Here is a 25,654-nt window from a genome sequence, read left to right on the forward strand (position 1 = left end):
CCGGCGACGATCTACATACAGTCAAATTACTTGAACCTTCAATTTATTCCTAGCGGAGCTGCCTGCCCCGCAGCACGATGTGCTTTAGCCCCCGCAGCGTTGCCAGGTCCAGCCGTGGATCCTGTTCGCACAGTACGACGTCTGCACTGGCCCCTTCGGCGATGCCGCCCGCTCCCAGCCACTCCCGCGCCGCCCAGGACGCCGCATCAAGGGCCGCCGCCGCCGGCAGGCCTGCGGCACGGAGCGCCTCGATTTCGTCCACGATCCTGCCATGGCTGATGACGCTGCCCGCATCGGTTCCGGCGAAAATCGCCACCCCCGCTTCGAAAGCTTCCAGGATCCGTCCATTCCGCCCGTGCCACAAAGCCCGCATGTGCGCCGCGTAGCGCGGGAACTTCGCTTCCGCCCGATCGGCGATGTCCGGGAACGTGGCAATGTTGATCAGCGTGGGCACAATCGGAACGCGCTGTTCCACGAACCTGGGCAGGTGCCGGGGAAGCAGGCCGGTTCCGTGTTCGATGCAGTCGATGCCGGCGTCGAGCATGTCATCCAACGTGTCCTCGGCGAAACAGTGCGCAGTGACCCGTGCGCCTTCATCGTGGGCAGCGCGCACAGCGTCCCGCACCACGGCGGCGGGGAACGACGGCGCCAGGTCGCCGGCGTCCCGGTCGATCCAGTCCCCCACCAGCTTGACCCAGCCGTCACCCGCGAGCGCCTGCTTCCGGACTGCTTCAACAAGGTCTTCCGGCTCGACCTCCACGGCAAAGTTCCGGAGGTACCGGCGTTTCCTTGCGATGTGACGGCCGGCCCGGATGATCCGGGGCAGCTCGGGGCGCTGCTGGAGCCAGCGCGTGTTGTGCACGGCCCCCGCGTCCCGCACCAGCAGGGTGCCGGCATTGCGGTCCGTGACGGCCTGGGCATGGGCGGTGTCGTCGTCCACGTCGCCGGCGGGTCCGAGCCCGATGTGGCAGTGCGCATCCACCAGACCGGGAATTACCCAGCCGTCCAGCACTACGTCGGGCGCAGCAGCCGGACGGTCGAACGTCAGCGCTCCGTCCACCGCCCAAAGGCCCCGGCGCACCTCGTCCGGTGCAACGAGGATGGAGCCGCTGAATTCGATGATGTTCTGCATGGCAAAAGCCTAGTCGGCGGGACGTTGCCGGATATGACGGGGTTGGCCATGACGGAGACGGATATGACTGGGGAGGCGGCGGCGGGCTGTGGTAACTTCGTCTACGACCACACGGGGGCCCTTGCAGGGGCTGAGATCGGACTGACGCAGTCTGCGACCGTTGAACCTGTCCGGGTAATGCCGGCGAAGGAAGTGAGTAATCCTTTGAGCACCAACGAAACACAGCAAATCCCTGCCCAAAACCAGGCAGAAACTGTCACCCAGTCCCTGAAGTCGCACTCCCTGGCGTTCATCGAGGACGAGGCCACCGGCATCCGGGTGCCGGTCACGGAGATCGCCCTGGAGGATTCCCCGGGCGGGGAGGCCAACGCGCCGTTCACCGTTTACCGCACGGCGGGGCCCGGAAGCGATCCCGTGGTGGGCCTGGAACCGTTCCGTTCGGCATGGATTGAGGCCAGGGCCGACACCGAACCGTACAGCGGACGGGCACGCAACCTGCTCGACGACGGCCGTTCAGCCGTGCGCCGCGGCGCCGCCTCCGCGGAGTGGAAGGGCGCGCAGCCGGTGCCCCGCCGCGCCGTCGAAGGCAAGACCGTAACGCAGATGCACTATGCGAAGCAGGGCGTCATCACGCCGGAGATGCAGTTCGTGGCCCTCCGCGAAAACTGCGATGTGGAGCTGGTCCGCAGCGAAGTGGCTGCCGGCCGCGCCATCATCCCCAACAACATCAACCACCCGGAATCCGAGCCGATGATCATCGGCAAGGCGTTCCTGGTCAAGATCAACGCCAACATCGGCAACTCCGCCGTTACCAGCTCCATTGCCGAAGAGGTCGACAAACTGCAGTGGGCCACCCAGTGGGGCGCGGACACGGTGATGGACCTGTCCACCGGCGATGACATCCACACCACGCGGGAATGGATCATCCGCAACTCCCCCGTGCCGATCGGCACCGTGCCCATTTACCAGGCGCTGGAGAAGGTCAACGGCGAGGCCAACAAGCTTACGTGGGAGATTTTCCGCGACACCGTGATCGAGCAGTGCGAGCAGGGCGTGGACTATATGACCATCCACGCCGGAGTCCTGCTGCGCTACGTGCCGCTGACGGCCAACCGCGTTACCGGCATCGTGTCCCGGGGCGGATCCATCATGGCCGGCTGGTGTCTGGCCCACCACCAGGAAAACTTCCTGTACACGCACTTCGACGAACTGTGCGAAATTTTTGCCAAGTATGACGTCGCCTTCTCCCTCGGCGACGGGCTGCGGCCCGGTGCCACGGCGGACGCGAACGACGCCGCCCAGTTCGCCGAGCTGGACACCTTGGCTGAACTGACGCAGCGGGCCTGGGAGTTCGACGTACAGGTGATGGTGGAAGGCCCCGGACACGTGCCGTTCCACCTGGTCCGCGAGAACGTGGAACGCCAGCAGGAACTCTGCAAGGGCGCACCCTTCTACACACTCGGCCCCCTGGTCACCGACGTGGCACCCGGCTACGACCACATCACCTCCGCCATCGGCGCCACGGAGATCGCCCGCTACGGCACGGCCATGCTTTGCTACGTCACGCCCAAGGAACACCTGGGCCTGCCGAACAAGGACGACGTGAAGACCGGTGTGATCACCTACAAGATCGCCGCCCACGCGGCCGACCTCGCCAAGGGCCACCCCGGCGCGCACGAACGGGACGACGCGCTGTCCAAGGCCCGGTTCGAATTCCGCTGGCGCGACCAGTTTGCACTGTCGCTTGACCCGGTCACGGCAGAAGCCTTCCACGACGAGACACTGCCGGCCGAGCCGGCCAAGACGGCACACTTCTGTTCGATGTGCGGTCCCAAGTTCTGCTCCATGCGCATCAGCCAGGACATCCGGGACGAATACGGCTCCGCGGAGGCCCAGGCGGCGCTGGCCGAAATGGCGGCAGGCATGCGGGAGAAGAGCAACGAATTCCTGGCCGCGGGAGGCAAGGTGTACCTGCCGGAACTGCAGGTGCCGGACGCGAAGCAGACGGCTTCAAGCTAGGCGGTGAACGGCGGAGGAGCCGTTACGACGTCCGTGAGTGCTGGCGCCTGCTGACCTCCGTGATGAAGGACCGGATGTACCGGTCGCCCTCCGCCGAATCCTGGGGCCGGTGCCCGCCCGCGGCAACGCGGTGCAGGGCGCCGGTCTCCCGGAGGTAGCCGGCGATTTCCTCGTACAGCGGCTCCCAGCCTCCGGTGAGGACCAGCGTGGGAACTCCGGGCACGATCTGCAGCGGCGCTTCGGCACACTCAGGCATCTGCGCCCGGTGAGCGGCGGTCGCCGGCAGGTCCGCGGTGAGCGACAGGCAGGCGGGTTCCACGAGGGTCAACGAAAACACCAGATCCGGGCGCTCCACTGCAGCCATCATGGCACCGATGGCACCTTGCGAATGGGCCACCACATGCCCGCCGGCAGCGCCCCTGCCCTCGTCCGCCAGCGCACCCAGCACAATCCGGGCGTCCGCTTGAAAATCCAGGGGTTTCGATTCAACGGGTTTGGCCGAGGCGTTCGATTCCAGGGGTTCCGCCGGCGCGCCAAAGCCGTGGCGGCGCAGGAACAGCGCGTCATAGGCCAGGGCCATGCCGTGCTGTTTGGTCCACGCGGCTGAGCCTGAGGCCCCCGGACCGTGGACGAACACTACGCGCTGCTTAAACATGCCCCAACCCTATGGCAATCGCCGGACAATCCGGCCCGTCGACATCGAAAGTTGCCCGTATCCGAGTTGCCCGTGCGGAACTGCTCCGCCAGGCTGCTCCGGCAGGAATTACTCCTGCCGGAACTACTTGCTCCCGCCGAGGAACTTGTCGAAGCCCTTGGGCAGGTTCAGCTGCGACGGATCGAAATCACCGGACTGCTGGCCGAAGGCCGCACCCGTGGGCAGTGACTTGGCTGCGTTTGCGCGCCGGGCCTCGGCGTCACGCAGTTCCTGGGCGGCCTTGGCCGGGTTTCCGGACTTGGCCTTCTTCTTGGGCGCGTTCTTGCCGCCCTTGCGGGCTCCTCCGCCGGCGCCCGTGCCCGGCATTCCAGGCATTCCTGGCATGCCGCCGCCGGCCGCCATCTTCTTCATCATCTTCTGCGCCTGGGCGAAGCGCTCCAGCAGGCCGTTGACGTCCGACACGTGCATGCCGGAGCCCTTGGCGATGCGCGCCCGGCGCGAGCCGTTGATGATTTTCGGGGCGACGCGCTCGTGCGGCGTCATGGAGCGGACAATCGCTTCCACACGGTCAATTTCGCGTTCGTCGAACTGCTCCAGCTGCTGGCGGATGTTCTGCGCGCCCGGCATCATCATGAGCATTTTCTTCATGGAGCCCATGTTGCGGATCTGCTGCATCTGGGCCAGGAAGTCATCCAGGGTGAAGTCTTCCTGGTCGGCGAACTTCTTCGCCATCCGGGCAGCTTCGTCCTTGTCCCAGGACTTTTCAGCCTGTTCGATCAGGGTGAGGACGTCGCCCATGTCGAGGATGCGGGAGGCCATGCGGTCCGGGTGGAACAGCTCAAAGTCGTCCACTCCTTCACCCGTCGACGCGAACATGACGGGCTTGCCCGTGACGGACGCAACCGACAGTGCGGCACCGCCGCGGGCGTCGCCGTCGAGCTTGGAGAGCACGATGCCGGTGAAGTTGACGCCCTCATCGAAGGCGAGCGCCGTGTTGACGGCGTCCTGGCCGATCATGGCGTCGATAACGAACAGCACTTCATTGGGAACAATGGCGCGTCGGATCTGGCGGGCCTGCTCCATCATTTCGGCGTCAACGCCGAGCCGGCCGGCGGTGTCAACGATTACGACGTCGTGCAGCTTCTGCTTTGCTTCCTCGACGCCGGCGCGGGCAACCGCCACGGGGTCGCCGGCCGGGTGCTCCAGTTCCATGGAAGTGGCGCCGGGGTGGGGTGCGAACACCGGGACACCGGCGCGCTGGCCCACCACTTGGAGCTGGGTGACGGCATTGGGGCGCTGGAGGTCACAGGCCACCAGCATGGGGCTGTGGCCCTGGGACTTCAGCCACTTCGAGAGCTTGCCCGCGAGGGTGGTCTTACCGGCACCCTGCAGGCCGGCAAGCATGATGATGGTGGGCCCGGTCTTGGCCAGGCGGATTCGGCGGGTCTCGCCGCCGAGGATCTCAACGAGTTCCTCGTTGACGATCTTGACGATCTGCTGGCTCGGGTTCAACGCACCGGAGACTTCAGCACCGAGGGCGCGTTCGCGCACGTGTCCGGTGAACTCACGGACCACGGGCACGGCAACGTCGGCGTCCAGCAGGGCCCGCCGGATCTCGCGGACCGTGGCGTCAACGTCCGCCTCGGTGAGGCGGCCCTTGCCACGGAGATTCTTGAAGGTTGCTGTCAACCGGTCAGAGAGTGAATTGAACACGCGCCGTGCACTTCTTTCAGTGGATCTGAGGCTGGCGGCCGGTGCGGCGCGCCAGAGTCGTGACTGTTGTTGGCCTGGACCAACCGCCTCGACAACGGGACTCGACTATCTAGGGTACCAAGACAGGCCTTCAAGATGGCATGCTGGCAGGATGGCCACCCAAACAACTGTAAAAACCCTGCTGATCCTTGGTGCATCCGGAGACCTGACCGGCAGGCTGCTGCTGCCCGGACTCGCCCGCCTGGCCGCCAAGGGGCGCGCGGACGGGCTGACGCTCGTTGGAGCGGGCTCGGATCCCTGGACCCGGGAACAGTGGCTGGAACGCGTCGAGGCCTCCTTTGCCGATGCGGAATCCGAGGCGGATGCAGCGGGCAAGCGCGAACTCAAACGTCTCGCAGGCTCCACCAGCTACCACCAGCTTGATGTGACGGCCGGCGGTGAGCTTTCCGCCCTGCTGTCCGGCCTGCCAGCTCCGGTGGCGGTGTACTTCGCGCTGCCTCCCCAGGTCAGCCAGAAGGCGTGTGAGGTGCTGACCCCGGAGGAGGTGCCCGCGGGCACCCGGCTGGTGATGGAGAAGCCGTTCGGATCCAGCGAGGAATCCGCCCGCCACCTCAACACGACCCTGGCGGCGCTGGTCCCGGAAGACCACATCCACCGGGTGGACCACTTCCTGGGCAAGGCAACGGTGCTGAACATCCTGGGTCTGCGCTTCGCGAACACGTTCCTGGAACCGGTCTGGAACCGGAACTTCATCGAGAAGGTGGAGGTCATCTTTGATGAGGACCTCGCCCTGGAAGGGCGCGCCCGGTATTACGACGGCGCCGGCGCGCTCCGGGACATGATCCAGAGCCACCTTTTGCAGATCATGGCGCTCATGACGATGGAGCCGCCGGCATCCATCGACGAGCGGGACCTCCGGGACGCAGTGGCAACGCTCCTGCGCGCCAGCAGCATTAAGGCGCCGTACCGTTCAAGCACCCGGCGCGCCCGGTACACGGCAGGATCCATCGCAGGACGGCAGGTCCCGGACTACGCCGCGGAAACCGGAGTGGACGCCGCCCGGAACACTGAGACGCTGGCCGAGGTGCAGGTGGACATCGATAACTGGCGCTGGCAGGGTGTTCCGTTCATCCTTCGTTCGGGCAAGGCCATGAGGGCTAAACGCAAGGAAGCCGTGGTCACCTTCAAGCCCGTTCCGCACCTGCCCAAAGGCTTCATCGGGGTCGATTCGCCCAACGAGCTCCGCATCGGCTTCGGGCCGGATACGCTGCAGTTCGACGTCGACGTCAACGGTCCGGGAAACGTTCTGAGCCTTGACCGGATCACCCTGAATGCCGAACTCAGCGCCTCCGAACTGCTGCCCTACGGTGAAGTGCTGGAGGGCGTCCTCGCCGGTGATCCGCTGCTGTCCGTGCGGGCGGACACCGCTGAGGACTGCTGGCGGATCCTTGAGCCGGTGATCAGGGCATGGGCGAGCGACACTGTCCCGCCGGAAGAATACCCGGCGGGATCCACCGGTCCCGAAAGCTGGACCGTCTAGGCACTGCACGGCCCCGGTGCAACGCCAAAGCGGGCCCGGAACCTTCTCAGGTTCCGGGCCCGCTTTGTGCGAGCCCCTGGGCTAGATGGCGGCTGAGCCGCGTTCACCCGTCCGCACCCGGACAGCTTCAAAAACATCCACCGTCCAGACCTTTCCGTCACCGGCACGGCCGGTGTTGGAGCTGGCGATGATGACATCCAGGATGTCGTCCGCCTGTTCGTCCGTGGCCAGCACCTCTACGCGGATCTTGGGAAGCAGGTCCACGTTGTACTCAGCCCCGCGGTACACCTCGGTGTAGCCGCGCTGCCTGCCGTATCCGCTGGCGGCGCTGACCGTGAGGCCCTGCACGCCGTAGGATTCAAGCCCCTCCCGGATGGAGTCGAGCTTTTCCGGCCGGACGATTGCTGTAATCAGTTTCATGCCCCCACGCTTTCCTTGCCTGTTGCTGCATCAGTCTTCTTGCCGTCTTCGGATGCCGGAGCGGAGCCGTCGCCCTGCTTGCCGGTGATCAGTTCATGCAGCGGCTGGAAGCTCCCGCCGTGGCCGCCGACGCCGAATTCGTACGCGGTTTCTGCGTGCAGGCTGAGGTCCACGCCCACAACTTCCTGCTCCTGGGAGACCCGGAAGCCCATGGTCTTGTGGATGGCCAGCGCGATGATGGTGGTCAGGACTGCCGAGTACGCGATGGCGATGCCTGCCGCTGCAAGCTGGGCCCACAGCTGGGTGGGTCCGCCGCCGTAGAAGAGACCGCCGCCGACGCCCTCAACCGGAAGGGCGATGAAGCCCAGCGCCACGGTGCCGATGATGCCGGAAACAAGGTGGACGCCCACAACGTCCAGGGAGTCATCGAAGCCCCAGCGGAACTTCAGGCCGACGGCGAGGGCGGAAGCCACACCTGCCACGACACCGAGTCCGAGGGCGCCGACCGGGCTGACGTTGGCACAGGCCGGCGTGATGGCAACAAGGCCGGCCACGACGCCTGATGCGGCACCAAGCGAAGTCGGGTGGCCGTCACGGACGCGTTCGGTAACGAGCCAGCCCAGCATTGCCGCCGCCGGAGCTGCGAGGGTGTTGATCCAGATCAGGCCGCCCTGTTCGGCGGTGGTTGCCGCGCCGCCGTTGAAGCCGAACCAGCCGAACCACAGGATGGCTGCACCGAGCATCACGAACGGGATGTTGTGCGGGCGGTGGTTCGGGTCCTTGCCGAAGCCCCTGCGGTTGCCGATGATCAGGACGAGGATGAGCGCTGCAACACCGGCGTTGATGTGAACGACTGTGCCGCCGGCGAAGTCGATGGCCGGGCCGAGCGCCTTGCCGATCGCGCCTTCAGCACCGAAGAGACCGCCGCCCCACACCATGTAGGCGATCGGGCAGTACACCAACGTGACCCAGACGGGAACGAACACCGTCCATGCACCAAACTTTGCGCGGTCCGCGATGGCACCGCTGATCAGTGCCACCGTGATGATGGCGAAGGTTGCGGCGTAGCCGACCTTGATGAGTCCGTCCGGAGTGGTGATGCCTTCAAGTCCGAACGTTGCGAACGGGTTGCCGACGATCTCCATGAAGCCTTCGCCGGAGCTCATCGATGCGCCCCAGAGCACCCACACCACGCCGACCATGCCGATGGAGATGAAGCTCATCATCATCATGTTCAGCGCGGCCTTCGCACGTGTCATGCCGCCGTAGAAAAATGCCAGTCCTGGTGTCATGAACAGCACGAGTGCCGCCGCAACCATGAGCCATACGTGACCTGCGGTAAGTTCCATGGTGCACGTCCTCCCTTGCCTAGATGCTTAGTTGATCCCGCGGACCCTTCCGCGTTCCCAACGCCTTTTTGCGTTCTAAGAAGATTTTTCCCGGGCTGTGTTTCGCCGGCGGAGGAATTAGATGTCCGGGTTGTTACAACAACCTCCCGGAAGTAAATGGTGCATATCCTGCTTGTTACAGATATGTTTCAGCAGTCCCAAACCCCACTTCCACAGCACACCAAGGACGACGGCATCATGAGCGATCGTTTCCGGCCGGGCAAGGCCCTCCGGCGCCAGAATAGCGGGCAACCAGGCCGCACGGACGGGGCGCCACAGCCCGCCGCCGCAGGGCTCCCCCGCGACATTAAGGTGATGCTGGCCGCTGCGTTCCTGATCGCGCTCGGTTTCGGGCTGGTGGCGCCGGTGTTGCCACAATTCGCCACCACTTTCGACGTCGGCGCCACTGCCGCCGCCGTGATCGTGAGCATTTTCGCCTTCATGCGGCTGCTCTTCGCACCTGCCGGCGGCGCCCTCATCGTGAAGCTGGGGGAACGGCCCGTCTATGTGGCAGGGCTGCTGATCGTTGCCGCCTCGACAGCGGCGTGTGCGTTCGCCCAGAACTACTGGCAGCTGCTCATTTTCCGGGGACTGGGCGGCGCGGGGTCGGTAATGTTCACGGTCGCGTCAATGGCGCTCGTCGTCCGGCTTGCACCGCCGGAAAGCCGTGGCCGGGTGTCCGGCGCGTACGCTTCCGCTTTCCTGATCGGCAATGTCTGCGGCCCCATCGTCGGCGGGCTCCTTGCCGGTTTCGGCCTCCGCATTCCGTTCCTGGCGTACGCCGCTGCGCTGGTCCTCGCTGCCCTGGTAGTGCAGACCCAGCTCAGCCACGTGCCCGGTGCGTCCCGGAAGGACGGCAGCCAGCCGTCGGCCATGGGCCTTCGTGAGGCCTTGCATGACAGCGCCTACCGGGCCGGACTGTTCTCGAGCTTCGCCAACGGCTGGGCAACGTTCGGCGTCCGCATGGCCACCGTGCCGCTCTTCGCTGTGGCGGCGCTTGGTGGCGGGACAACTGCGGCCGGCTGGGCGCTGGCGGTCTTTGCCGGCGGCAACGCGGCCGCACTCACCGTCTCGGGAAAACTCGCCGATTCGCTGGGCCGCAAGCCGCTCCTGATTTCGGGACTCGTCCTGACGGGCGTGGCGACGGCGGGCATCGGACTGACCCACGACATGGTGTGGTTCCTTGCTGCCTCCGCAGCCGCCGGCATCGGCTCGGGCCTGCTGGGCCCGGCACAGCAGGCCGCCATCGCCGACGTGATCGGCAGTGAACGCTCCGGCGGCCGCGTGCTGGCTGTCTTCCAGATGGTGTCCGACGCGGGCGCCATTATTGGCCCGGTCCTCGCTGGCCTCCTCGCCGACCGGCTGGGGTACGGCTGGGCATTCGGCGTGACTGGGGCCGTGCTGGTTATTGCTGCTGCCGGTTGGCTGCCCGCGCGGGAAACCTTCCGGCGGCCGGTTGATTCGCGGGCTTAGTTGTACTGCACCTAGTTCAGCAGCGCGTCCACGAAGCTCTCGGCTTCGAACGGGGCGAGGTCGTCCGCGCCCTCACCCAGCCCGATGAGCTTGACCGGTACGCCGAGCGACTTCTGGATGGCCACCACGATGCCGCCCTTGGCGGTGCCGTCCAGCTTGGTGAGCACGATGCCGGTGATGTTGACCACCTCGGAGAAGACGCGGGCCTGGTTCAGGCCGTTTTGTCCGGTGGTGGCGTCAAGCACCAGGAGGACCTCGTCCACTTCGGCTAGCTTCTCGATGACACGCTTCACCTTGCCGAGTTCGTCCATCAGGCCCACTTTGTTCTGGAGCCGGCCGGCCGTATCGATCATCACCACGTCGACCTCCTGGTCGATTCCGGCCTTGACCGCCTCATAGGCGACGGAGGCGGGATCGGCGCCGTCGACGTCGGACTTGACGGTGGGCACGCCCACCCGCTGGCCCCACGTGGCGAGCTGTTCGGCGGCGGCCGCGCGGAAGGTGTCCGCGGCGCCCAGCAGGACGTCCTTGTCCTCCGCCACGAGCACGCGCGCCAGTTTGCCGACGGTGGTGGTCTTGCCCACGCCGTTGACGCCGACCACCATCATGACGGAGGGCTTGTCCGCGTGGCGTTCCGTGCGCAGGCTCCGGTCCATCGTCGGGTCCACGAGCTTGATCAGTTCTTCGCGCAGGAGTGCTTTGACCTGCTCCGGGGTCCTGGTGCCCAGGACCTTGACGCGCTCACGGAGGGCATCCACCAGCTGCATGGTGGGTTCGGTTCCGAGATCCGCCAGCAGGAGGGTTTCTTCGACCTCGTCCCAGACGTTTTCATCAATGTTGTCGCTCGACAGGAGCGCGAGCAGGCCCTTGCCGAGGATGTTGTTGGACCGGACCAGGCGTTCGCGGAGCCTGGTCAACCGTCCCGCAACAGGAAGCGGGGTCTCCACGGCGATGGTTTCAAGGCCGGCGGCGTCGTCGGGGACCTGGGCCGTTTCCAGGCCTTCAAGGTCGACGGCGTCGGTCACCGAGCGATCAGTTGTCACCGCCGGGCGGTCCTCCACCAGCGTTCCGCCCGCGCCGCGCACGGGTTCGCCTGGATCGTTGGCGTCACGGGTGCCCGGGTACTTGGTGATGTTCCGGCGGGTCTTCATGAGGACCGGGATCAGCCCGCCAATGACCACCAGGGCAGCGAGGATGGCAAGAATTATGGGGAGGATGTCATTCACTCCCCTAGCTTCTCACAATCGCCCGGGACACTGCCGGAGCCTCAGGGCGGGGCCCCGGGGCTGGTCAGGGCTAATTAGACGTCCGCGCCGAGCCGCTGGCTGATGACCGTCGAAACTCCGTCGCCGCGCATGGTGACCCCGTACAGCGCGTCCGCTACTTCCATCGTCCGCTTCTGGTGCGTGATGACGATCAGCTGGCTGGACTCGCGCAGTTCCTCGAAGATGGTGATGAGTCGGCCGAGATTGGTGTCGTCCAGGGCGGCCTCGACCTCGTCCATCACGTAGAACGGCGATGGCCTTGCCTTGAAGATGGCCACGAGCAGGGCCACCGCGGTCAGCGAACGCTCACCCCCGGACAGCAGGGAGAGCCGCTTGATCTTCTTGCCTGCCGGCCGGGCCTCTACCTCTATCCCGGTGGTGAGCATATCCGAGGGATCGGTCAGCACGAGCCGGCCTTCACCGCCGGGGAAAAGCCGTGCGAAAACACGGACGAACTGCGCCGAGGTGTCCGCGAACGCTTCGGCGAACACTTTCTGGACGCGGTCGTCCACTTCCTTGATGATGTCCAGCAAGTCCTTGCGGCTGGACTTGAGGTCCTCAAGCTGGGTGTTGAGGAACTGGTGCCGTTCCTCAAGGGCGGCGAATTCCTCCAGTGCCAGCGGATTCACGCGGCCCAGCGAGGCCAAGTCCCGCTCGGCCTTCCTGAGCCGTTTTTCCTGCTCTTCACGGACGAACGGCTTGCCCTCGACAATCGGCGTGCCGTCTTCGGTCACCGGCGCCCGGAGTGCCGCCCACTTGTCGCCGGACTCCCGCGCGGCCACGGGGACGGGCTGGTCCGGCCCGTAGTCGGCCACCAGCTGGTCCGGCGACAACCCGAGCTCCTCGACCGAACGGAGTTCAAGGGCTTCGATCCGCACCCGCTGCTGGGTGCGGGCAAGTTCGTCGCGGTGGACCGAGTCAGTCAGTTCCGCCAGTTCCCGGGCCAGGGCGTCGTTCTGTGACCTGACTTCCACGAGTTCGCGGTCCCGGTGTTCCCGCTCTTCCTCCGCGAGGTCTCGCGCACGGAGGGCCAAGGACACGGACACGTCCATGAACCCGATGATCTGCTCAACGGCAGCCGATACCGCAGCGGCCCGGCCGGCCTGGAGCTTCCGCCGGCGGGCGCGCTCCGCGGCCTCTTCCCGTGCCCGGCGCTCGGCTGCGGCCGCCCGTTCCAAGGAAAGCGCACGGTTGCGGGTGGCGGTCAACTGCTCCTCCGCGCTCCGCAGGGACAGCCTGGCCTCCATCTCGGCCGCCCTCGAGGCAGCGGCTGCCGCCGCCAGTTCATCGCGCAGTTCGGCGGACGGCTCCTCATCCGCCGGGGCCTGCTGGGCGGCATCCAGGCGATCCGCCGCCGCCCTCAGTGCCTCCTGCTCGGAAGTAATATTGGCTTCCGCCTTGGCCAGCGAGGCCCCCAGTCTCTCGCTTTCGCCGACTGCACTGCGCAGCACCGAGTTCAGATGGCCGAGCCGTTCGGCCACGGCCGCGAACCGGGCATCAGATTCGTGGAGCCGGTCCAGCGCGGCATCGGCGCGCTCCTGGGCTTCCGTCCGGCGGGCCTGGGCGGAGGCCAGCGCGAACCGGTTCCGCTCAAGTTCCGCGCCCACCGTGGCGAGCCGCGCTTCGGCGTCGTCGACGGCGGCCTGGACTTCCAGTAGCGACGGTGCGTTTGCCGAGCCGCCCCGGACAGTGAAGGCGGTGAAGACGTCGCCCGCCCGAGTGACCGCTGTCAGGCCGGGGTGGGCCTGGATCAGGCCGGCCGCGGACTCGAGGTCTTCAACAACCGCGGTTCCCGCCAGCAGCCTGCGCAGGACGCCGTCCAACCCGTCCGAGGCAGTGACAAGTTCCGCTGCCCAGCGGCCACCGGCCGGAAGCTCGCCTCGTGGCAGTGCCTGTGGCGCCGGGGCCCCGGACTCCGGGTCCGGAACGGGTGATCCGGCAGGGCCCGCAAGAAGCAGCGAGGCGACGCCGGCGTCGTCGTCCTTTAGCAGGTGGAGGGCCCCGACGGCGGTTGCGGCGTCCCTGACCACTACGGCTTCCGAGGAAGCGCCCAATGCGGCGGCAACAGCCGCTTCGTAGCCGGCTTCGACGGTAAGCATCGACGCGAGGGGCCCCACGATCCCCGGCAGCCCCGAGTCCGCCACCCGGCCCGAGCCGTCCTTCCGGTTGAGCCCGAGCTGCAGGGCGTCCCGACGGGCGATCAGGGCGTCACGTTCCCGTTCGCCCTCACGCTCGGCGGATTTCAGCGTATCGATGTCCGCCAGGACGGCGTCCAGGGCGGCGCCGGCGTCCTCGTAGTCGGCATCAAGGGATTCCTCGCCCTCTTCGACGCCTGCCACCTGGGATTCCAGTGCTGCGAACTCGCTTTGGGCGCGCCGGCGCCGCTCGTCACCGGCAGCCTGCGATTCCCGGAGCCGGCCAAGTTCGGCCTGCGCCGACTCCACCCGGGAGCGGGCGGCCCCCACCTGGCCGGCCAGCTTTGCCAGCCCTTCACGGCGGTCGGCAGCTGCGCGGAGTACCGCGGCAAACCTTTTGTCTTCCGCGGCGGCCGCGTTTTCGGCTTCGGCTTTGGCTGCTGTTGCGGCTTCCAGCGCTGCGCGCTTTTCCACGATCCCATGTTCCAGGGCAGCCTGTTCTGCGCGGACCCGCGCGGCATTCCTTTCAAGCTGCTCCGGGTCCCGGCCGGCGTCCGGTACACCATCCGCAGCACCCAGCAACCGCCGCCGTTCCCCGGCCAGGGAACCGAGGGACCGCAGCCGCTCCCGCCCGGCCGAGAGCTGGTACCACGCGTCCCGGGCAGCGTTGAGCTTAGGCGTTGCTTCGGCGGCGAGCCGCTCCAAATCCGCCTGCCGCCGGCGGCCGGCTTCCAGGCACTGCTCCACCACTGCCCTGCGTGCTTTCAACGCAGACTCGTCAGCGACGTCCTGCGCCAATGCGGACTGCAGCTGGACCAGGTCGTCGGCAAGGAGCCGCGCCCGGGCATCCCGGACCTCGAACTGGACGCCCTGGGCCCGGCGCGCCACTTCGGCCTGCTTGCCAAGCGGGGTCAGCTGGCGCCGGATTTCGCTCGTGAGGTCGCTCAGCCTCTGCAGGTTCGCCTGCATGGCTTCCAGCTTCCGCACCGTCTTTTCCTTGCGCCTGCGGTGCTTGAGGATGCCGGCCGCTTCTTCAATGAAGCCGCGCCGGTCCTCGGGAGTGGCATGGAGGACCCTGTCCAGCTGGCCCTGCCCCACAATGACGTGCATTTCACGGCCGAGGCCCGAATCGGACAGCAGTTCCTGGATGTCGAGGAGCCGGCAGCCGGCACCGTTGATTGCGTATTCTGATCCCCCGGTCCGGAAGAGGGTCCGCGATATGGTCACTTCGCTGTAGTCGATCGGCAGGGCGCCGTCGGTGTTGTCGATGGTCAGCGAGACGTGCGCACGGCCCAGCGGCGGGCGGCCGGACGTGCCCGCGAAAATAACGTCTTCCATCTTGCCGCCGCGCAGGGTCTTGGCCCCTTGTTCCCCCATGACCCAGGAGAGGGCATCCACCACGTTGGATTTGCCGGAGCCGTTCGGGCCGACCACTGCGGTGACGCCCGGCTCAAAGTCGAACGTCGTGGCTGACGCGAACGACTTAAATCCGCGGACGGTCAGGCTCTTGAGGTGCAAGGTGGTTCGGATCTCCTGGTTGGCTGATGCGGCTGGTTCCTGCCCTAAATCTACTGCGCGGGAACGACAAAACCCGGATTTGCAGCCTTCCCGCGCTTACCAGCGGCCGTTGCGGGGACGCGGCTGGCAGACGGGGCAGGTGTAGGAGGAGCGGTTCATGAACTGTTCGCGTTTCATGAGGCTGACTATTCCTGCTGCCGCACAGCGCCTGCACTCCTGGCTTTCCCTGCCGTAGGCGTTGAGGGATCGGTCAAAGTACCCGGACGCGCCGTTCACGTTGACGTACAGCGAGTCGAAGCTGGTGCCGCCGGCGTCCAGGGCGTCCAGCATCACGTCGCGGGCGGCATCGATCACCCGCAATGCTTCGCTGCGGCGGAGCGTATCCGTGGGCCGCGCGTAATGGAGCCGCGCCCGCCACAGTGCCTCATCCGCGTAGATGTTGCCGATCCCGGAGACCAGGCCCTGGTCCAGCAGCGCGCGTTTCAGGCCGGTCTTCCGGATCCGTAGCCGGCGGTAAAAGGAATCGAAGGAGAAGTGGGGGTCCAGGGGGTCCCGGGCAATATGGGCGGCTTCCTCGGCGATAAGCGGAGCCGGAGACTCCCCGAGGCCGCCGGGACCGCCGTCGGCAGTGGGGACCAGGGAAGTCACAAACAGGCCGCCGAAAATCCGCTGGTCCACAAATCTCAGCTGTTCCGGCATTCCTTCCGCCGGGCTCAGCCGCAGCCGGATCTTCAGGTGTTTCTCGTCCGGCACAGCGGAATCCTGCATCAGCAGCTGGCCGCTCATGCCCAGATGGGCCATCAGGGCCACCGGCGGGCGCGCATTACCCTCCACAGCATGGACGGGGATACCGTCCGCGGTGTCCGTCCGCGGATGCACCGCTGCTGCCTCTTCCAGCGGAAGCCAGAGGAACTTTCCACGGCGCACCACGTCCACCACCCGGGCACCTTCGAGGTTCCCGGCAAAATCCCCTGCGCCGAGCGCGTGCCGGCGGATGGACCGTGGGTCCAGGACGTCAACAGAGGTGATTGTCCTGCCGCGGACCCAGCTCACCAGGCCGCGGCGGACAACTTCGACTTCCGGCAGTTCGGGCACGGAAAGCCTAGATGCCGGCTTCGGATTCCGCCGGGATGCTTGCCGTGCCGGCTGCTGACAGCTTCCGCCAGGCATCAGCGGCGGCTTCCTGTTCGGCTTCCTTCTTGGAGCGTCCCGTACCCTGACCGCAGTCGGTGCCGCCGATCCGGAGCACGGCGATGAAAGTCCGTGCGTGGTCCGGGCCTGAACCCTCCACGGCGTAGTAGATGCTGCCCAGCTGGCGGCTTGCCGCGAGCTCCTGGATGCTGGTTTTCCAGTCGGTTCCTGCGCCCAGGGCGGCGGCGTCCTGGAGCAGCGGACCGATCAGGCGCATCACCAGCTGGCGGGCAGTCTCGATGTCGTTGGACACGTACGTGGCACCGATCAGCGCCTCCATGGTGTCCGCGAGGATGGACGACTTGTTCTTACCGTCGGTGAGCTTTTCGCCCTGTCCGAGGTAGATGTATTCGCCGATGCCAAGGCTGCGGCCGATACCTGCCAGCGCCCGGGTGCTCACGACGGCCGAACGCCGCTTGGCGAGGTCGCCTTCAGGCAGTTCGGGGTTGTCACGGTACAGCGCGTCCGTCACGGAGAAGCCCAGGATGGAATCGCCCAGGAACTCGAGGCGCTCGTTGGTGGGGATGCCGCCGTTTTCGTAGGCGTACGAACGATGTGTCAGAGCAAGACGAAGCGTCCCGGCGTCAATGGAGACACCGAGACGCTTCAAAAGCTCTTCAGTTGAAGACGTCATTTTCAGCCAGTGGGCCGATTAGACGTCTGCGACCTTGCGGCCCTTGTACTCAAGGAACAGCGCAGTGCCAGCCGAGTCGGTAACGACCTTTGCCTGGTGCGGCAGGCTGTAGGTAACCTGGCCGTTCTCAATGGTCTTCACCAGGTGGGGGGCAGTTGCCTTCCACTGGGAGCGGCGGGCGCGGGTATTCGAGCGAGACATTTTCCGCTTGGGAACAGCCACGGCTAACTCATTTCTCTCTAGAAAAACACTTACAAATCAATTTTGCCGGTCAGGCTTAGCCAGATCAGCTAGGGCAGCCCAGCGAGGATCTACGACCTCGTGGTGGTGCCCCGGCTCGTCTTCCAGGCGTATTCCGCATTCGGAACAAAGGCCCTGGCAGTCTTCCCGGCACACCGGCTGGAACGGCAGGTTGGTGACAACCGCGTCCCGCAACACCGGCTCAAGATCGATTAAATCGTGCTCGATTCGATATTGCTCTTCTTCGTCTTCTTCGCCGGAGAACTGGGCGTCCTCGTAGAAGAAAAGTTCTTGCACATCGACCTCAAGGTCATACGCAAGGGGATCCAGGCATCGGCCGCACTCGCCGGTTACTTCGACGAGAACGGTTCCTGATACCAGAATTCCTTCGTGTACGGCCTCCAGCCGCAGATCCAGCTCGATCTCCGAACCTTCCTGCACGCCAATGAGTGCCACACCAAGATCACTTGGTGCAGGTACATGTTCCTTCAGCGTCCGCATGCTCCCCGGACTGCGTCCGAGGTCCTTGACGTCGAACGCCAGGGGCGAACTAGCATCTCGTTTAATGAGAACTCCTGTTGAACATATGACCGACGTACTATCTTAGCCTGATCTCCCGGGCGGACTCAAACCGGCCGAACGCCACACAGTTCAGCACCGCGGGACAATCAGGGAATGGGTCGCAAAACCGGCAGGGGCCGTTGCGTACCGGTCAAGCCTACCCTCTGCCGGGCTGATCCGAGGACGACTCGCCTGCCAGCAGCCGTTTCAATACGGACCGGGGCACGTAGTCGGAGACGCTGCCGCCGAGTGTGAAGACTTCCTTGATGAGCGTCGACGACAAGTGGAGGTAGTTGCCCTCAGTGGGAAGGAAGACCGTTTCCACGCCGCTTAGCTGCCTGTTCATGGTTGCCATCGGCAGCTCGTAGTCAAAGTCCGACGACGAGCGCAGGCCTTTTACGATTGCAGACACACCCCGTTGCTTGCAGTATTCCGCCAGCAGGCCCTCCCCCACGGGTTCGACCACAATGCCGCGCAGCGAAGCGAGCGTCTCCCGCGCCATGTCGATCCGCTCCTCGAGCGGGAAGCGGTACTTCTTCGCGTAGTTGGTGGACACGGCCACGATGACTTCGTCAAAGAGGCCCGCGGCCCTGGCGATGACTTCCAGGTGGCCATTGTGAATCGGATCGAAGGAGCCTGGGCATACGGCACGTCTCATTCTTCGAACCTACCGCATCCGCTGGCCGGGATAACATGACTGGATGGCCGAGTCGAACATTCCCTCCACCGTGACCACGACTGTTCCGGCACCGTGGCAACGGGCGGCCTCGGGAGCCAACCTGCTGGCAGCCAACGGCACCCTGGGCGTCACCATCTTCGAGGAGATGACCACCCTTGCGGTCCGGACCGGCGCGATCAACCTGGGGCAGGGCTTCCCCGATGAGGACGGCCCGGCGGAGATCAAAGCGGCTGCACAGGCGGCCATCGCTTCCGGCGCCAACCAGTACGCACCGGGAAAGGGAATCCTTCCCCTGCGTGAGGCCGTCTCGGCGCACCAGCAGCGGTTCTACGGGCTGACGCCCGACCCCGAGACGGAGGTCATCATCACCACCGGGGCCACCGAAGCCATTGCCGCTTCCTTGATGGCGCTCGTGGAAGCCGGTGACGAAGTGCTCACCTTCGAACCGTTCTACGACTCCTACGGCGCCATCATCGGACTGGCGGGAGCGACCCATGTGACGGCGCCGCTGCTTGCGCCCGATTTCATGCCGGACATGGCCGCTTTGGAGGCGGCCTTCAGCAGCCGCACCAAAGTGGTGCTGATCAACAATCCGCACAACCCCACGGGCGCGGTGTTTCCCCGTGAAATGCTTCAACGCGTCGTCGAGCTCGCTGCAAGGCACGACGCCGTGATCGTCACCGATGAGGTTTATGAGCACCTGACGTTCGGCGCGCAGCACATTCCCGTCGCCACTTTGCCCGGCGCTGCCGGCCGGACGGTCACCATTTCCTCCGCCGGCAAGACGTTCTCCTTCACGGGCTGGAAAATCGGCTGGCTGAGCGGGCCGGAACACCTCGTGGCGGCCATCCGGACGGTGAAACAGTTCCTGAGCTACAGCTCCGGTACGCCGTTCCAGTCCGCCATCGCGGTGGGGCTGGGCCTGCCCGACGATTTCTACGCGGGAATAGCCGCCACGCTCAGGCACAAACGGGACATCCTCAGTGACGGGCTGAAAGCCGCCGGCCTGGACGTCTTCACACCGCAGGGAACGTACTTCGTGAATGTGGACACGGCCCCCCTGGGGATCTCCGACTCGGTGGACCTGGCGCGGAGGCTTCCGGAACTTGTGGGCGTTGCCGCTATCCCGGTGCCCGTCTTCTGCCATCCCGAAGGCGCCGAACGGACCCGCAGCCTGCTCCGCTTTGCCTTCTGCAAGAAGACCGAAGTCCTCGAAGAGGCCGCAGCCAGGCTCGCGACGCTCCGCGACAGGCTCTGACAATGGCAGTAGCGCCGGGGGCCGCCTCCCGCTTCCTCCGGACCACGGGCCGGCACGCTGCCATCGAACCGGACGCTTTTACCGACGGCGCCTACGTGCTCAGCATCGGCGGGGCGGAACAGTCCCACGTGAATCTTGCGGAACCGGGCGAAATCTTCTACGAGTACCTTCGCCGGATCGGGCACGTTGTGGACCTGGCGGCCCCTGCCGGCGAGCCCGTTACCGCCCTGCATCTCGGCGCCGGCGCCCTGACCTTGGCCCGCTACATCCAGGCGACCCGCCCGGGATCCCTGCAATATGCCGTGGAGCTCGAGCGCGAACTGCTGGACTTCGTCCTGCAGCACCTGCCGCTGCCCGACGGAACCGTGCTGCACACCCTGATCGCGGACGCCCGGGACGCCCTGGCGGAGCTGCCGGCGGACCTGCGTTTCGACGTCGTGATCCTGGACATCTTCTCCGGCCCGGATGCGCCGGAGCACATCGCCTGCACCGGGTTCTACCGGGAAGCGGCGGCAAAACTGACGCCGCAAGGGGTGCTCATTGTCAACGTGGGCGACGAGCCGGGCCTGACGCTGGTGCGGAGCCAGGTCGCAGCATTGGGGCACGCGGTGAACGGGGTTGCCGCGTTCGCCGAGTCCGGCATGTTTGCTGGCCGCCATCCGGGCAACATCATCCTCATCGGGACCCAGGGTGCGTGGCCCGCGGAATGGACCACGGAGCTGACGGCACGCGGCCCGCACCCGGCGAGGGTGCTGGCCGGCGTGGACCTCGACGCGCTCTCCGACTAGTCCGCGGCACATCCCCCGGGCCGCTTTGCTTCCGGCTGGGTGAGTCCGGGCCTGTCAGCTGCCCCCGCCCACGGGTTCGGCAAACCACAGTTTGGTTTCGCCGTATTTCTTCTCGGCGAACCGTTCGAGGGACGCCGGCCACGCCGGTTCCGGGCTGCGGGATGAGCGCTCCACTACCACAACGGCGCCCTCCGCCAGGTACGGCGATAGCTCTTCCAGAACCGAACCCATGGCTGGCTCGTCGAGCGGATAAGGCGGATCCAGGAACACGAGGTCCCACAGCGTACCCGGGACGGTCCTTTCGAGGAACGACTCCACCCGGGAGCGGTGCACCGAAACCACTTTCCGGCCCACCGCACCGTTAATAAGGTCGGCGTTGCGCTGGCAGACCTCGCTGGCTTTGCCGCCGAACTCCACGAGGTCAACTGTTTCCGCGCCGCGGCTGGCGCTCTCGACTCCCAGCGAACCGGAGCCGGCGTAAAGGTCAAGGACACGGGCGCCCGCCACCACATTGAAGGCGTCGAGCCGGGAGAAGAGTGCTTCCTTGACACGGTCCGTGGTGGGACGTGTCATGGAACCGGGCACGCTCGCCAGGGGCATGCCGCCGCCAGAGCCGGCGATGATGCGGCTCATGCCCGCGCCCTACGGCCCGTCGCCGCCGCGCGCCATCCCTTAGCCACGCTCAAGGAACGCCTCCTTTTCAGGGTTCAAGTATTCTTCGATCGCGACCGCAAGGGCGGAATGATCCACCAGGCCGGGATCGGCGGCCACAATCCGCTGCGCGTCCTGGCGTGCCTTCGCAATGACGGCCTCATGCTCCAGTACCCGCAGCAGTTTGAGCGCGGACCGTCCACCGGACTGTGAGGCGCCCAGGATGTCTCCCTCGCGCCGAAGCTTCAGGTCCTCCTGGGACAGCACAAAGCCGTCCGTGGTGGCGGCGACGGCGTCCAGCCGGCGGCGGCTGGGGTGTCCGGTTTCCAGTGTGGTCACCAGGAGGCAGGTACCGGGCAGTCCGCCCCGGCCCACGCGGCCGCGCAGCTGGTGCAGCTGGGAAATACCGAACCTGTCCGCATCCAGGATCACCATAAGCGTGGCGTTGTGGACGTCGACGCCCACCTCGATCACCGTGGTGGAGACGAGCAGCTTCGTCTCATTCGCGGTGAACGAGGCCATGGTGGCGGACTTCAGCACGGGATCCTGCCTGCCGTGCAAAGGAGCGAGGGGCACACCGGCCAGGGCCGGTTCGTCCTGGAGGTGTTCGACGACGGCCGTGACGGACGCGAGTTCGCGCGCCGGCCCCTCCCCTTCCAGGTCCGCTGCGGACGGCTCCGCTTCCCCGGGGCTGAAGTCGCCGTCGTCGTCCTCTCCGATCTTGGGACACACTACGTAAACCTGGTGGCCGGCGTCGATCTCCTCCCGGGAGCGGGACCAGATCCGGCCTGCCCAGCCGGGATTTTCGGCGAGGCCAACCACGTGCGTGGCGATGGGGGCACGTCCCGCGGGAAGTTCGTCCAGTATGGAGGTTTCGAGGTCTCCGAAAACGGTCATGGCCACCGTCCTCGGGATGGGCGTGGCGGTCATGACCAGCAGGTGCGGCGGTTTGCTCGCCTTGGCGCGGAGGGCGTCACGCTGCTCGACGCCGAAGCGGTGCTGTTCATCCACCACGATGAGCCCGAGGTCGTAGAACGAGACCGTGTCACCCAGCAGCGCGTGCGTGCCGATGACAATGCCGGCGGTGCCGGAAGCTGCGTCCAGCATGGCCTGTTTGCGGGCCGCCGCGGGCATGGAGCCCGTGAGCAGCGTGACTTGCACTGCGTCGGGGCCCAATCCGCCCAGGAGTCCGTCGCGGGACAGCGGACCGAGCGTACGGCGGATGGATTCGAAGTGCTGGGCCGCCAGGACTTCCGTGGGGGCCAAAAGGGCGGCCTGTCCCCCGGCGTCCACAACCTGGAGCATGGCGCGCAGGGCAACGATGGTTTTGCCTGATCCCACCTCGCCCTGGAGGAGGCGGTTCATGGGGCTGTCCTGCGACAGTTCCTCCGCCAATGTCTTGCCGACGGCGGACTGGCCGGCAGTGAGCGTAAACGGCAGCTGGCGGTCAAACGCATTCAGCAGTCCGTCAGCGACGGGCCGGCGGGCCGTGGCCTCCTCCGCGGCCAGCTGGGCGCGGCGCCGGGCGAGGGCGGACTGCAGCACCAGCGCCTCCTGGTAGCGGAACCTGTCCCGTGCCCGCTGCCAGTCCGCCGGCACCTCCGGGACGTGGATCAGCCGGTACGCTTCGGCAGCCGGAAGGAACTTCTCCCTGGCCGACACCTCGGCGGGCAGGGGGTCGTCCAGGTCGTCAAGATCGGCAGTGTCCAGCAGTGTGGAGATCACTTTCTGGATGGACCAGCTGGTGAGCTTGGCAGTGGCCGGGTAGACCGGGATGGGCATGCCGGCGAGCTTCTCCGGGTCCGTTGCCGGCGTGTCCGGATCCTCGTCCAGCAGCTGGAAGTCGGGGTTGGTGAGGCTAAGGGCCCGGCCGAAGCGGGTGACCTTGCCCGAGAACATTGCCCGCCGTCCCGGCAGCAGCTCCGCTTTGGCGCGGTGTCCGTTGAAAAAGCTCACTTTCAGGGTGCCCGGGATCCCGGCGCCGGGCAGCCTGGCCGGCGCGCCGGAGTCCTGGGCCGAGTCATCGGTAATGATGACGTCGGTCAGGGTGCCGCGGCGCGCACGCATGGCGCGCGTGCTGGTGGTCACGACGCGCGCGATCAGGGTGATCTCTTCATCCAGCGGAACTTCGCTGATGGGCGTCAGCTCGCCGCGGGTGAGGTACCGGCGGGGAAAGTAGTTGAGCAGGCCGCCGACCGTGGTGATGCCCAGGTGCTTTTCGATGACCGCTGCGGAACGCTTGCCGATGCGGCGTTCCAGGCCCAGGTGCAGCTCAGCGGTCATTTCCGTCGGGGTTCCTCGGCAGGGCGAGCTGGCTTACCGAAATTTCCGTGGGTTCGCCCAGGGAGCCGATCAGGGCGACGGCCGGTTCGGCAGCGGCAACATGGACATGCACGCGCCAACGGTAGGTTCCGTCCGCGTCCATTGCACCGCCCACCTGGCTCATGATCACCGAATCGCCCATTTCGTCCAGCCGCTGACGGAGCGTGGCTGCATCCAGCGGCGAAAGGTTGATGGTGCACATGACTTCCACGCCGTCGTCGTCGGGCATGTCCGCGTGGATGTGCGGATCCTGCACATCGTAGCCGTGCAGTCCGTCGAGCAGATCGCTTTGGAGTTCTTCGCCCAGCACGGCTGATCGCAGGCAGTCCAGGATAAGGAGCATACCCACCCCGCCGGCGTCGACAACATGGGCCTCGTGCAGCGCCGCCAACTGGTCCTCGGTGAGGACAACCGCCTCCAGTGCCGCTTCAACGGCCGCATCGAGGGCGAGGCCCAGGGCGTGGTTGCTGTCGTCGCCGTTCTGGTCCGCGTCCACTGCGGCCGCGGCGCGGGCAGCCGCCTCCATCACCGAGAGCATGGTCCCCGGGACAGGATCGCTGAGGGCTGACCACGCCCGGATCTGGGCGCGGTTCAACGCGGCGGCCAGCAAGGGCGAGCTCAGGCGCGCATGGCCCATCAGGGGCTCCGCCGCGGCGCACAGGAAGACAGAGAACAAGGTTCCGGAGTTGCCGCGTGCCTGTTCCATGGCTGCCTGGCCCGCCCGGGCAAGCACCGCCCCTACGTCCTGCTGACCCGGCGGCCCCTCCGGCGGGTGCGCACCTCCGGCGTCGGGCGACGCCGGAGTACTGCTGAGCGCCTGCGCAGCCGCACGCACCGTCAGGTAGAGGTTGGTGCCGGTATCGCCATCGGCCACGGGAAAAATGTTGATGGCGTTGAGGCGGTCGCTGTGGTTGCCCAGCGCTGTTTCGGCTTTGCCCAACCACCGCTTCATCGCTTGCGCGTTGGCGGCAATCTTAGTCTGCAAAGTGATCCCATCCCACAGCGTCCGCGGGCCGGCCCGCAATTTTTACGCCAGTGCTTTCCGTTGGTGCAAGGGCCTCTACTGAGCCTATCGCAGCGAAACCCGGAGGCAGCTGAACATCCGGAGGGAATGTGGCAAGAAGTCCATGATCTTCCCCGCCCCCGAGCACCCAGGCCATGGGATCCCCTCCGACTGCGTCAGCGGCCGCTGACAGCGGCCCGGTGAGCTGCTTCAGGGCGTCCTGATCCAGGTTCAGGACAACGCCGCTGGCGGCAGCCAGCCTGCTGCCGTCGCGGACCAGGCCGTCGGAAATGTCCATCATGGCCGAGGCTCCGGCAGCGAGCGCCGACGGCCCGGCCGCCAGCGGCGGCAGGGGCCGGCACTGCCTGTCCATGATGGTTCGCTGCTCCGCGGTCAGCTGATCAACGCTCCGCGCGGATTCAAGCAGGGCCAGCCCGGCAGCGGCATGGCCCACCGTTCCGGCCAGGGCAACCGTATCGCCGGGCCGGGCACCGGAGCGCAACACGGCATCCTGTCCGTCCAGGGTCCCCAGGATGGCCACTGTCACAGCCAGTTCCCGTCCACGGCCGAGGTCCCCGCCGGCCACGGAGCATCCGGCCGCACCAAGGTCCCGGATGGCATGGGAGAGGCCGTCCGCAAATTCCTCCACCCAGGAAACCGGCGTATCCGGCGGCAGGGTAAGGCTTACCACCATGGAGGTGGACCGTGCGCCCATGGCGTTGATGTCGCTGAGGTTCTGGGCCGCGGCTTTCCAGCCGACGTCGAAACCTGTGGTCCGGTATCCGTTGTTCCACTCCAGCCTGAAATCCTGGTCCTGGACCTGGGTGTCGATGCTGACCACCGTCCGGCCGTCCGGAGCCGCTACGATGGCGGCGTCGTCCCCCGGCCCAAGCAGGAGCATGGTGCCTTGAACGGATCCGTTGTTGAGGCGCGGAAAGATCTTGGCAAGGAGCTCGGATTCGGAAAGTCCGGCGACGGTAAGGTGAGTTTCAGGCACAGCACTACGGTACCGTCAGGGACCGACATCCGGTCCCGCGGAACGGCGGGCGGCCTGCGGGCTCCCCGTCCG

At 66.4% G+C, this 25,654-nt stretch carries 21 protein-coding genes and 1 riboswitch; of the genes, 5 read left to right on the top strand and 16 right to left on the bottom strand.

The window, feature by feature from the left end; translation table 11 throughout:
- Positions 1-49: 49 nt before the first annotated feature.
- On the bottom strand, positions 50-1,132 hold the full coding sequence (locus J7I92_RS10495; protein ID WP_214840252.1) for an amidohydrolase family protein: 1,083 nt from the start codon (positions 1,130-1,132) through the stop codon (positions 50-52).
- Positions 1,133-1,233: 101 nt separating this feature from the next.
- Positions 1,234-1,341, top strand: a riboswitch (TPP riboswitch).
- Between J7I92_RS10495 and thiC the strand changes: the two genes are divergently transcribed.
- The gene (gene thiC / locus J7I92_RS10500) at positions 1,337-3,151 is read left to right on the top strand and encodes a phosphomethylpyrimidine synthase ThiC (RefSeq protein WP_214840254.1); all 1,815 of its coding nucleotides are present in this window, start codon (positions 1,337-1,339) and stop codon (positions 3,149-3,151) included. It overlaps the preceding riboswitch by 5 nt.
- Positions 3,152-3,173: 22 nt before the next feature.
- Here thiC and J7I92_RS10505 read toward each other — a convergent pair whose 3' ends face one another.
- Together J7I92_RS10505 and ffh are read right to left on the bottom strand one after the other, a co-directional pair.
- On the bottom strand, positions 3,174-3,806 hold the full coding sequence (locus J7I92_RS10505) for an alpha/beta fold hydrolase (protein ID WP_214840256.1): 633 nt from the start codon (positions 3,804-3,806) through the stop codon (positions 3,174-3,176).
- A gap of 123 nt (positions 3,807-3,929) precedes the next feature.
- Positions 3,930-5,519 (bottom strand): signal recognition particle protein, encoded by a 1,590-nt coding sequence (ffh, locus tag J7I92_RS10510; RefSeq protein ID WP_214840257.1) that lies wholly within the window; start codon positions 5,517-5,519, stop codon positions 3,930-3,932.
- A 151-nt stretch (positions 5,520-5,670) separates the two neighbouring features.
- On the opposite strand from ffh, the gene J7I92_RS10515 reads away from it, so the two are divergent.
- Positions 5,671-7,059 (top strand): glucose-6-phosphate dehydrogenase, encoded by a 1,389-nt coding sequence (locus tag J7I92_RS10515; RefSeq protein WP_214840259.1) that lies wholly within the window; start codon positions 5,671-5,673, stop codon positions 7,057-7,059.
- Positions 7,060-7,140: 81 nt separating this feature from the next.
- On the opposite strand, the gene J7I92_RS10520 is transcribed toward J7I92_RS10515, so the two are convergent.
- Both J7I92_RS10520 and J7I92_RS10525 read right to left on the bottom strand, forming a co-directional pair.
- Positions 7,141-7,479: a P-II family nitrogen regulator gene (locus J7I92_RS10520; protein WP_011692333.1), complete on the bottom strand. Its 339-nt coding sequence runs from the start codon at positions 7,477-7,479 to the stop codon at positions 7,141-7,143.
- Entirely contained in the window at positions 7,476-8,828 is a 1,353-nt protein-coding gene (locus J7I92_RS10525; protein WP_214840261.1) for an ammonium transporter, read from the bottom strand. The genes J7I92_RS10520 and J7I92_RS10525 overlap by 4 nt, the downstream gene beginning before the upstream one ends.
- Before the next feature lie 237 nt (positions 8,829-9,065).
- Between J7I92_RS10525 and J7I92_RS10530 the strand changes: the two genes are divergently transcribed.
- Complete coding sequence (locus tag J7I92_RS10530; protein WP_396020371.1) at positions 9,066-10,340, top strand: MFS transporter; 1,275 nt, start codon at positions 9,066-9,068, stop codon at positions 10,338-10,340.
- 11 nt (positions 10,341-10,351) lie between these two features.
- Here J7I92_RS10530 and ftsY read toward each other — a convergent pair whose 3' ends face one another.
- The 7 genes from ftsY to coaD form a co-directional block, all read right to left on the bottom strand.
- Positions 10,352-11,566: a signal recognition particle-docking protein FtsY gene (gene ftsY / locus J7I92_RS10535; RefSeq protein WP_214840263.1), complete on the bottom strand. Its 1,215-nt coding sequence runs from the start codon at positions 11,564-11,566 to the stop codon at positions 10,352-10,354.
- Between the two features lie 74 nt (positions 11,567-11,640).
- Entirely contained in the window at positions 11,641-15,258 is a 3,618-nt protein-coding gene (smc, locus tag J7I92_RS10540) for a chromosome segregation protein SMC (protein ID WP_214840265.1), read from the bottom strand.
- Positions 15,259-15,354: 96 nt separating this feature from the next.
- A complete protein-coding gene (gene mutM / locus J7I92_RS10545) occupies positions 15,355-16,353 on the bottom strand; it encodes a bifunctional DNA-formamidopyrimidine glycosylase/DNA-(apurinic or apyrimidinic site) lyase (protein ID WP_214840267.1) in 999 nt (332 codons plus the stop codon).
- A 7-nt stretch (positions 16,354-16,360) separates the two neighbouring features.
- The gene (gene rnc, locus J7I92_RS10550) at positions 16,361-17,083 is read right to left on the bottom strand and encodes a ribonuclease III (RefSeq protein ID WP_214840269.1); all 723 of its coding nucleotides are present in this window, start codon (positions 17,081-17,083) and stop codon (positions 16,361-16,363) included.
- An 18-nt stretch (positions 17,084-17,101) separates the two neighbouring features.
- Positions 17,102-17,305, bottom strand: a complete 204-nt coding sequence (rpmF, locus tag J7I92_RS10555) for a 50S ribosomal protein L32 (protein WP_003806041.1) — start codon at positions 17,303-17,305, stop codon at positions 17,102-17,104.
- A gap of 36 nt (positions 17,306-17,341) precedes the next feature.
- Positions 17,342-17,866, bottom strand: coding sequence for a DUF177 domain-containing protein (locus tag J7I92_RS10560; protein ID WP_214840537.1), 525 nt, complete (start codon positions 17,864-17,866; stop codon positions 17,342-17,344).
- Between the two features lie 175 nt (positions 17,867-18,041).
- Positions 18,042-18,542 (bottom strand): pantetheine-phosphate adenylyltransferase, encoded by a 501-nt coding sequence (gene coaD, locus J7I92_RS10565; protein ID WP_214840271.1) that lies wholly within the window; start codon positions 18,540-18,542, stop codon positions 18,042-18,044.
- Between the two features lie 43 nt (positions 18,543-18,585).
- On the opposite strand from coaD, the gene J7I92_RS10570 reads away from it, so the two are divergent.
- Positions 18,586-19,821, top strand: a complete 1,236-nt coding sequence (locus J7I92_RS10570) for an aminotransferase class I/II-fold pyridoxal phosphate-dependent enzyme (protein ID WP_214840273.1) — start codon at positions 18,586-18,588, stop codon at positions 19,819-19,821.
- Between the two features lie 2 nt (positions 19,822-19,823).
- Entirely contained in the window at positions 19,824-20,609 is a 786-nt protein-coding gene (locus J7I92_RS10575; protein ID WP_214840275.1) for a spermidine synthase, read from the top strand.
- A gap of 54 nt (positions 20,610-20,663) precedes the next feature.
- On the opposite strand, the gene rsmD is transcribed toward J7I92_RS10575, so the two are convergent.
- Genes rsmD through J7I92_RS10595 form a run of 4 tightly spaced genes read right to left on the bottom strand, consistent with a single transcriptional unit; the run spans position 20,664 to position 25,582 of the window.
- Positions 20,664-21,242: a 16S rRNA (guanine(966)-N(2))-methyltransferase RsmD gene (rsmD, locus tag J7I92_RS10580; protein WP_214840276.1), complete on the bottom strand. Its 579-nt coding sequence runs from the start codon at positions 21,240-21,242 to the stop codon at positions 20,664-20,666.
- Positions 21,243-21,281: 39 nt separating this feature from the next.
- Positions 21,282-23,543: an ATP-dependent DNA helicase RecG gene (locus J7I92_RS10585; protein ID WP_214840277.1), complete on the bottom strand. Its 2,262-nt coding sequence runs from the start codon at positions 23,541-23,543 to the stop codon at positions 21,282-21,284.
- Positions 23,533-24,534 carry a DAK2 domain-containing protein gene (locus J7I92_RS10590; protein ID WP_214840539.1) on the bottom strand — a complete coding sequence of 334 codons (1,002 nt, stop codon included), beginning with the start codon at positions 24,532-24,534 and terminating at the stop codon, positions 23,533-23,535. The genes J7I92_RS10585 and J7I92_RS10590 overlap by 11 nt, the downstream gene beginning before the upstream one ends.
- Before the next feature lie 22 nt (positions 24,535-24,556).
- Entirely contained in the window at positions 24,557-25,582 is a 1,026-nt protein-coding gene (locus J7I92_RS10595) for a thiamine-phosphate kinase (RefSeq protein WP_214840278.1), read from the bottom strand.
- Positions 25,583-25,654 lie beyond the last annotated feature (72 nt).

The organism is Arthrobacter sp. ISL-72, from assembly GCF_018613755.1.
GTDB lineage: Bacteria > Actinomycetota > Actinomycetes > Actinomycetales > Micrococcaceae > Arthrobacter.

Coding starts and splice junctions, on each gene's coding strand:
- J7I92_RS10525 (WP_214840261.1), bottom strand. CDS start 8,828: ATGGAACTTACCGCAGGTCACGTATGGCTCATGGTTGCGGCGGCACTC.
- J7I92_RS10520 (WP_011692333.1), bottom strand. CDS start 7,479: ATGAAACTGATTACAGCAATCGTCCGGCCGGAAAAGCTCGACTCCATC.
- coaD (WP_214840271.1), bottom strand. CDS start 18,542: ATGAGACGTGCCGTATGCCCAGGCTCCTTCGATCCGATTCACAATGGC.
- J7I92_RS10570 (WP_214840273.1), top strand. CDS start 18,586: ATGGCCGAGTCGAACATTCCCTCCACCGTGACCACGACTGTTCCGGCA.
- J7I92_RS10495 (WP_214840252.1), bottom strand. CDS start 1,132: ATGCAGAACATCATCGAATTCAGCGGCTCCATCCTCGTTGCACCGGAC.
- rsmD (WP_214840276.1), bottom strand. CDS start 21,242: ATGAGCCGCATCATCGCCGGCTCTGGCGGCGGCATGCCCCTGGCGAGC.
- J7I92_RS10585 (WP_214840277.1), bottom strand. CDS start 23,543: ATGACCGCTGAGCTGCACCTGGGCCTGGAACGCCGCATCGGCAAGCGT.
- J7I92_RS10515 (WP_214840259.1), top strand. CDS start 5,671: ATGGCCACCCAAACAACTGTAAAAACCCTGCTGATCCTTGGTGCATCC.
- J7I92_RS10505 (WP_214840256.1), bottom strand. CDS start 3,806: ATGTTTAAGCAGCGCGTAGTGTTCGTCCACGGTCCGGGGGCCTCAGGC.
- rnc (WP_214840269.1), bottom strand. CDS start 17,083: ATGACGTCTTCAACTGAAGAGCTTTTGAAGCGTCTCGGTGTCTCCATT.
- J7I92_RS10530 (WP_396020371.1), top strand. CDS start 9,066: ATGAGCGATCGTTTCCGGCCGGGCAAGGCCCTCCGGCGCCAGAATAGC.
- J7I92_RS10575 (WP_214840275.1), top strand. CDS start 19,824: ATGGCAGTAGCGCCGGGGGCCGCCTCCCGCTTCCTCCGGACCACGGGC.
- J7I92_RS10590 (WP_214840539.1), bottom strand. CDS start 24,534: ATGAAGCGGTGGTTGGGCAAAGCCGAAACAGCGCTGGGCAACCACAGC.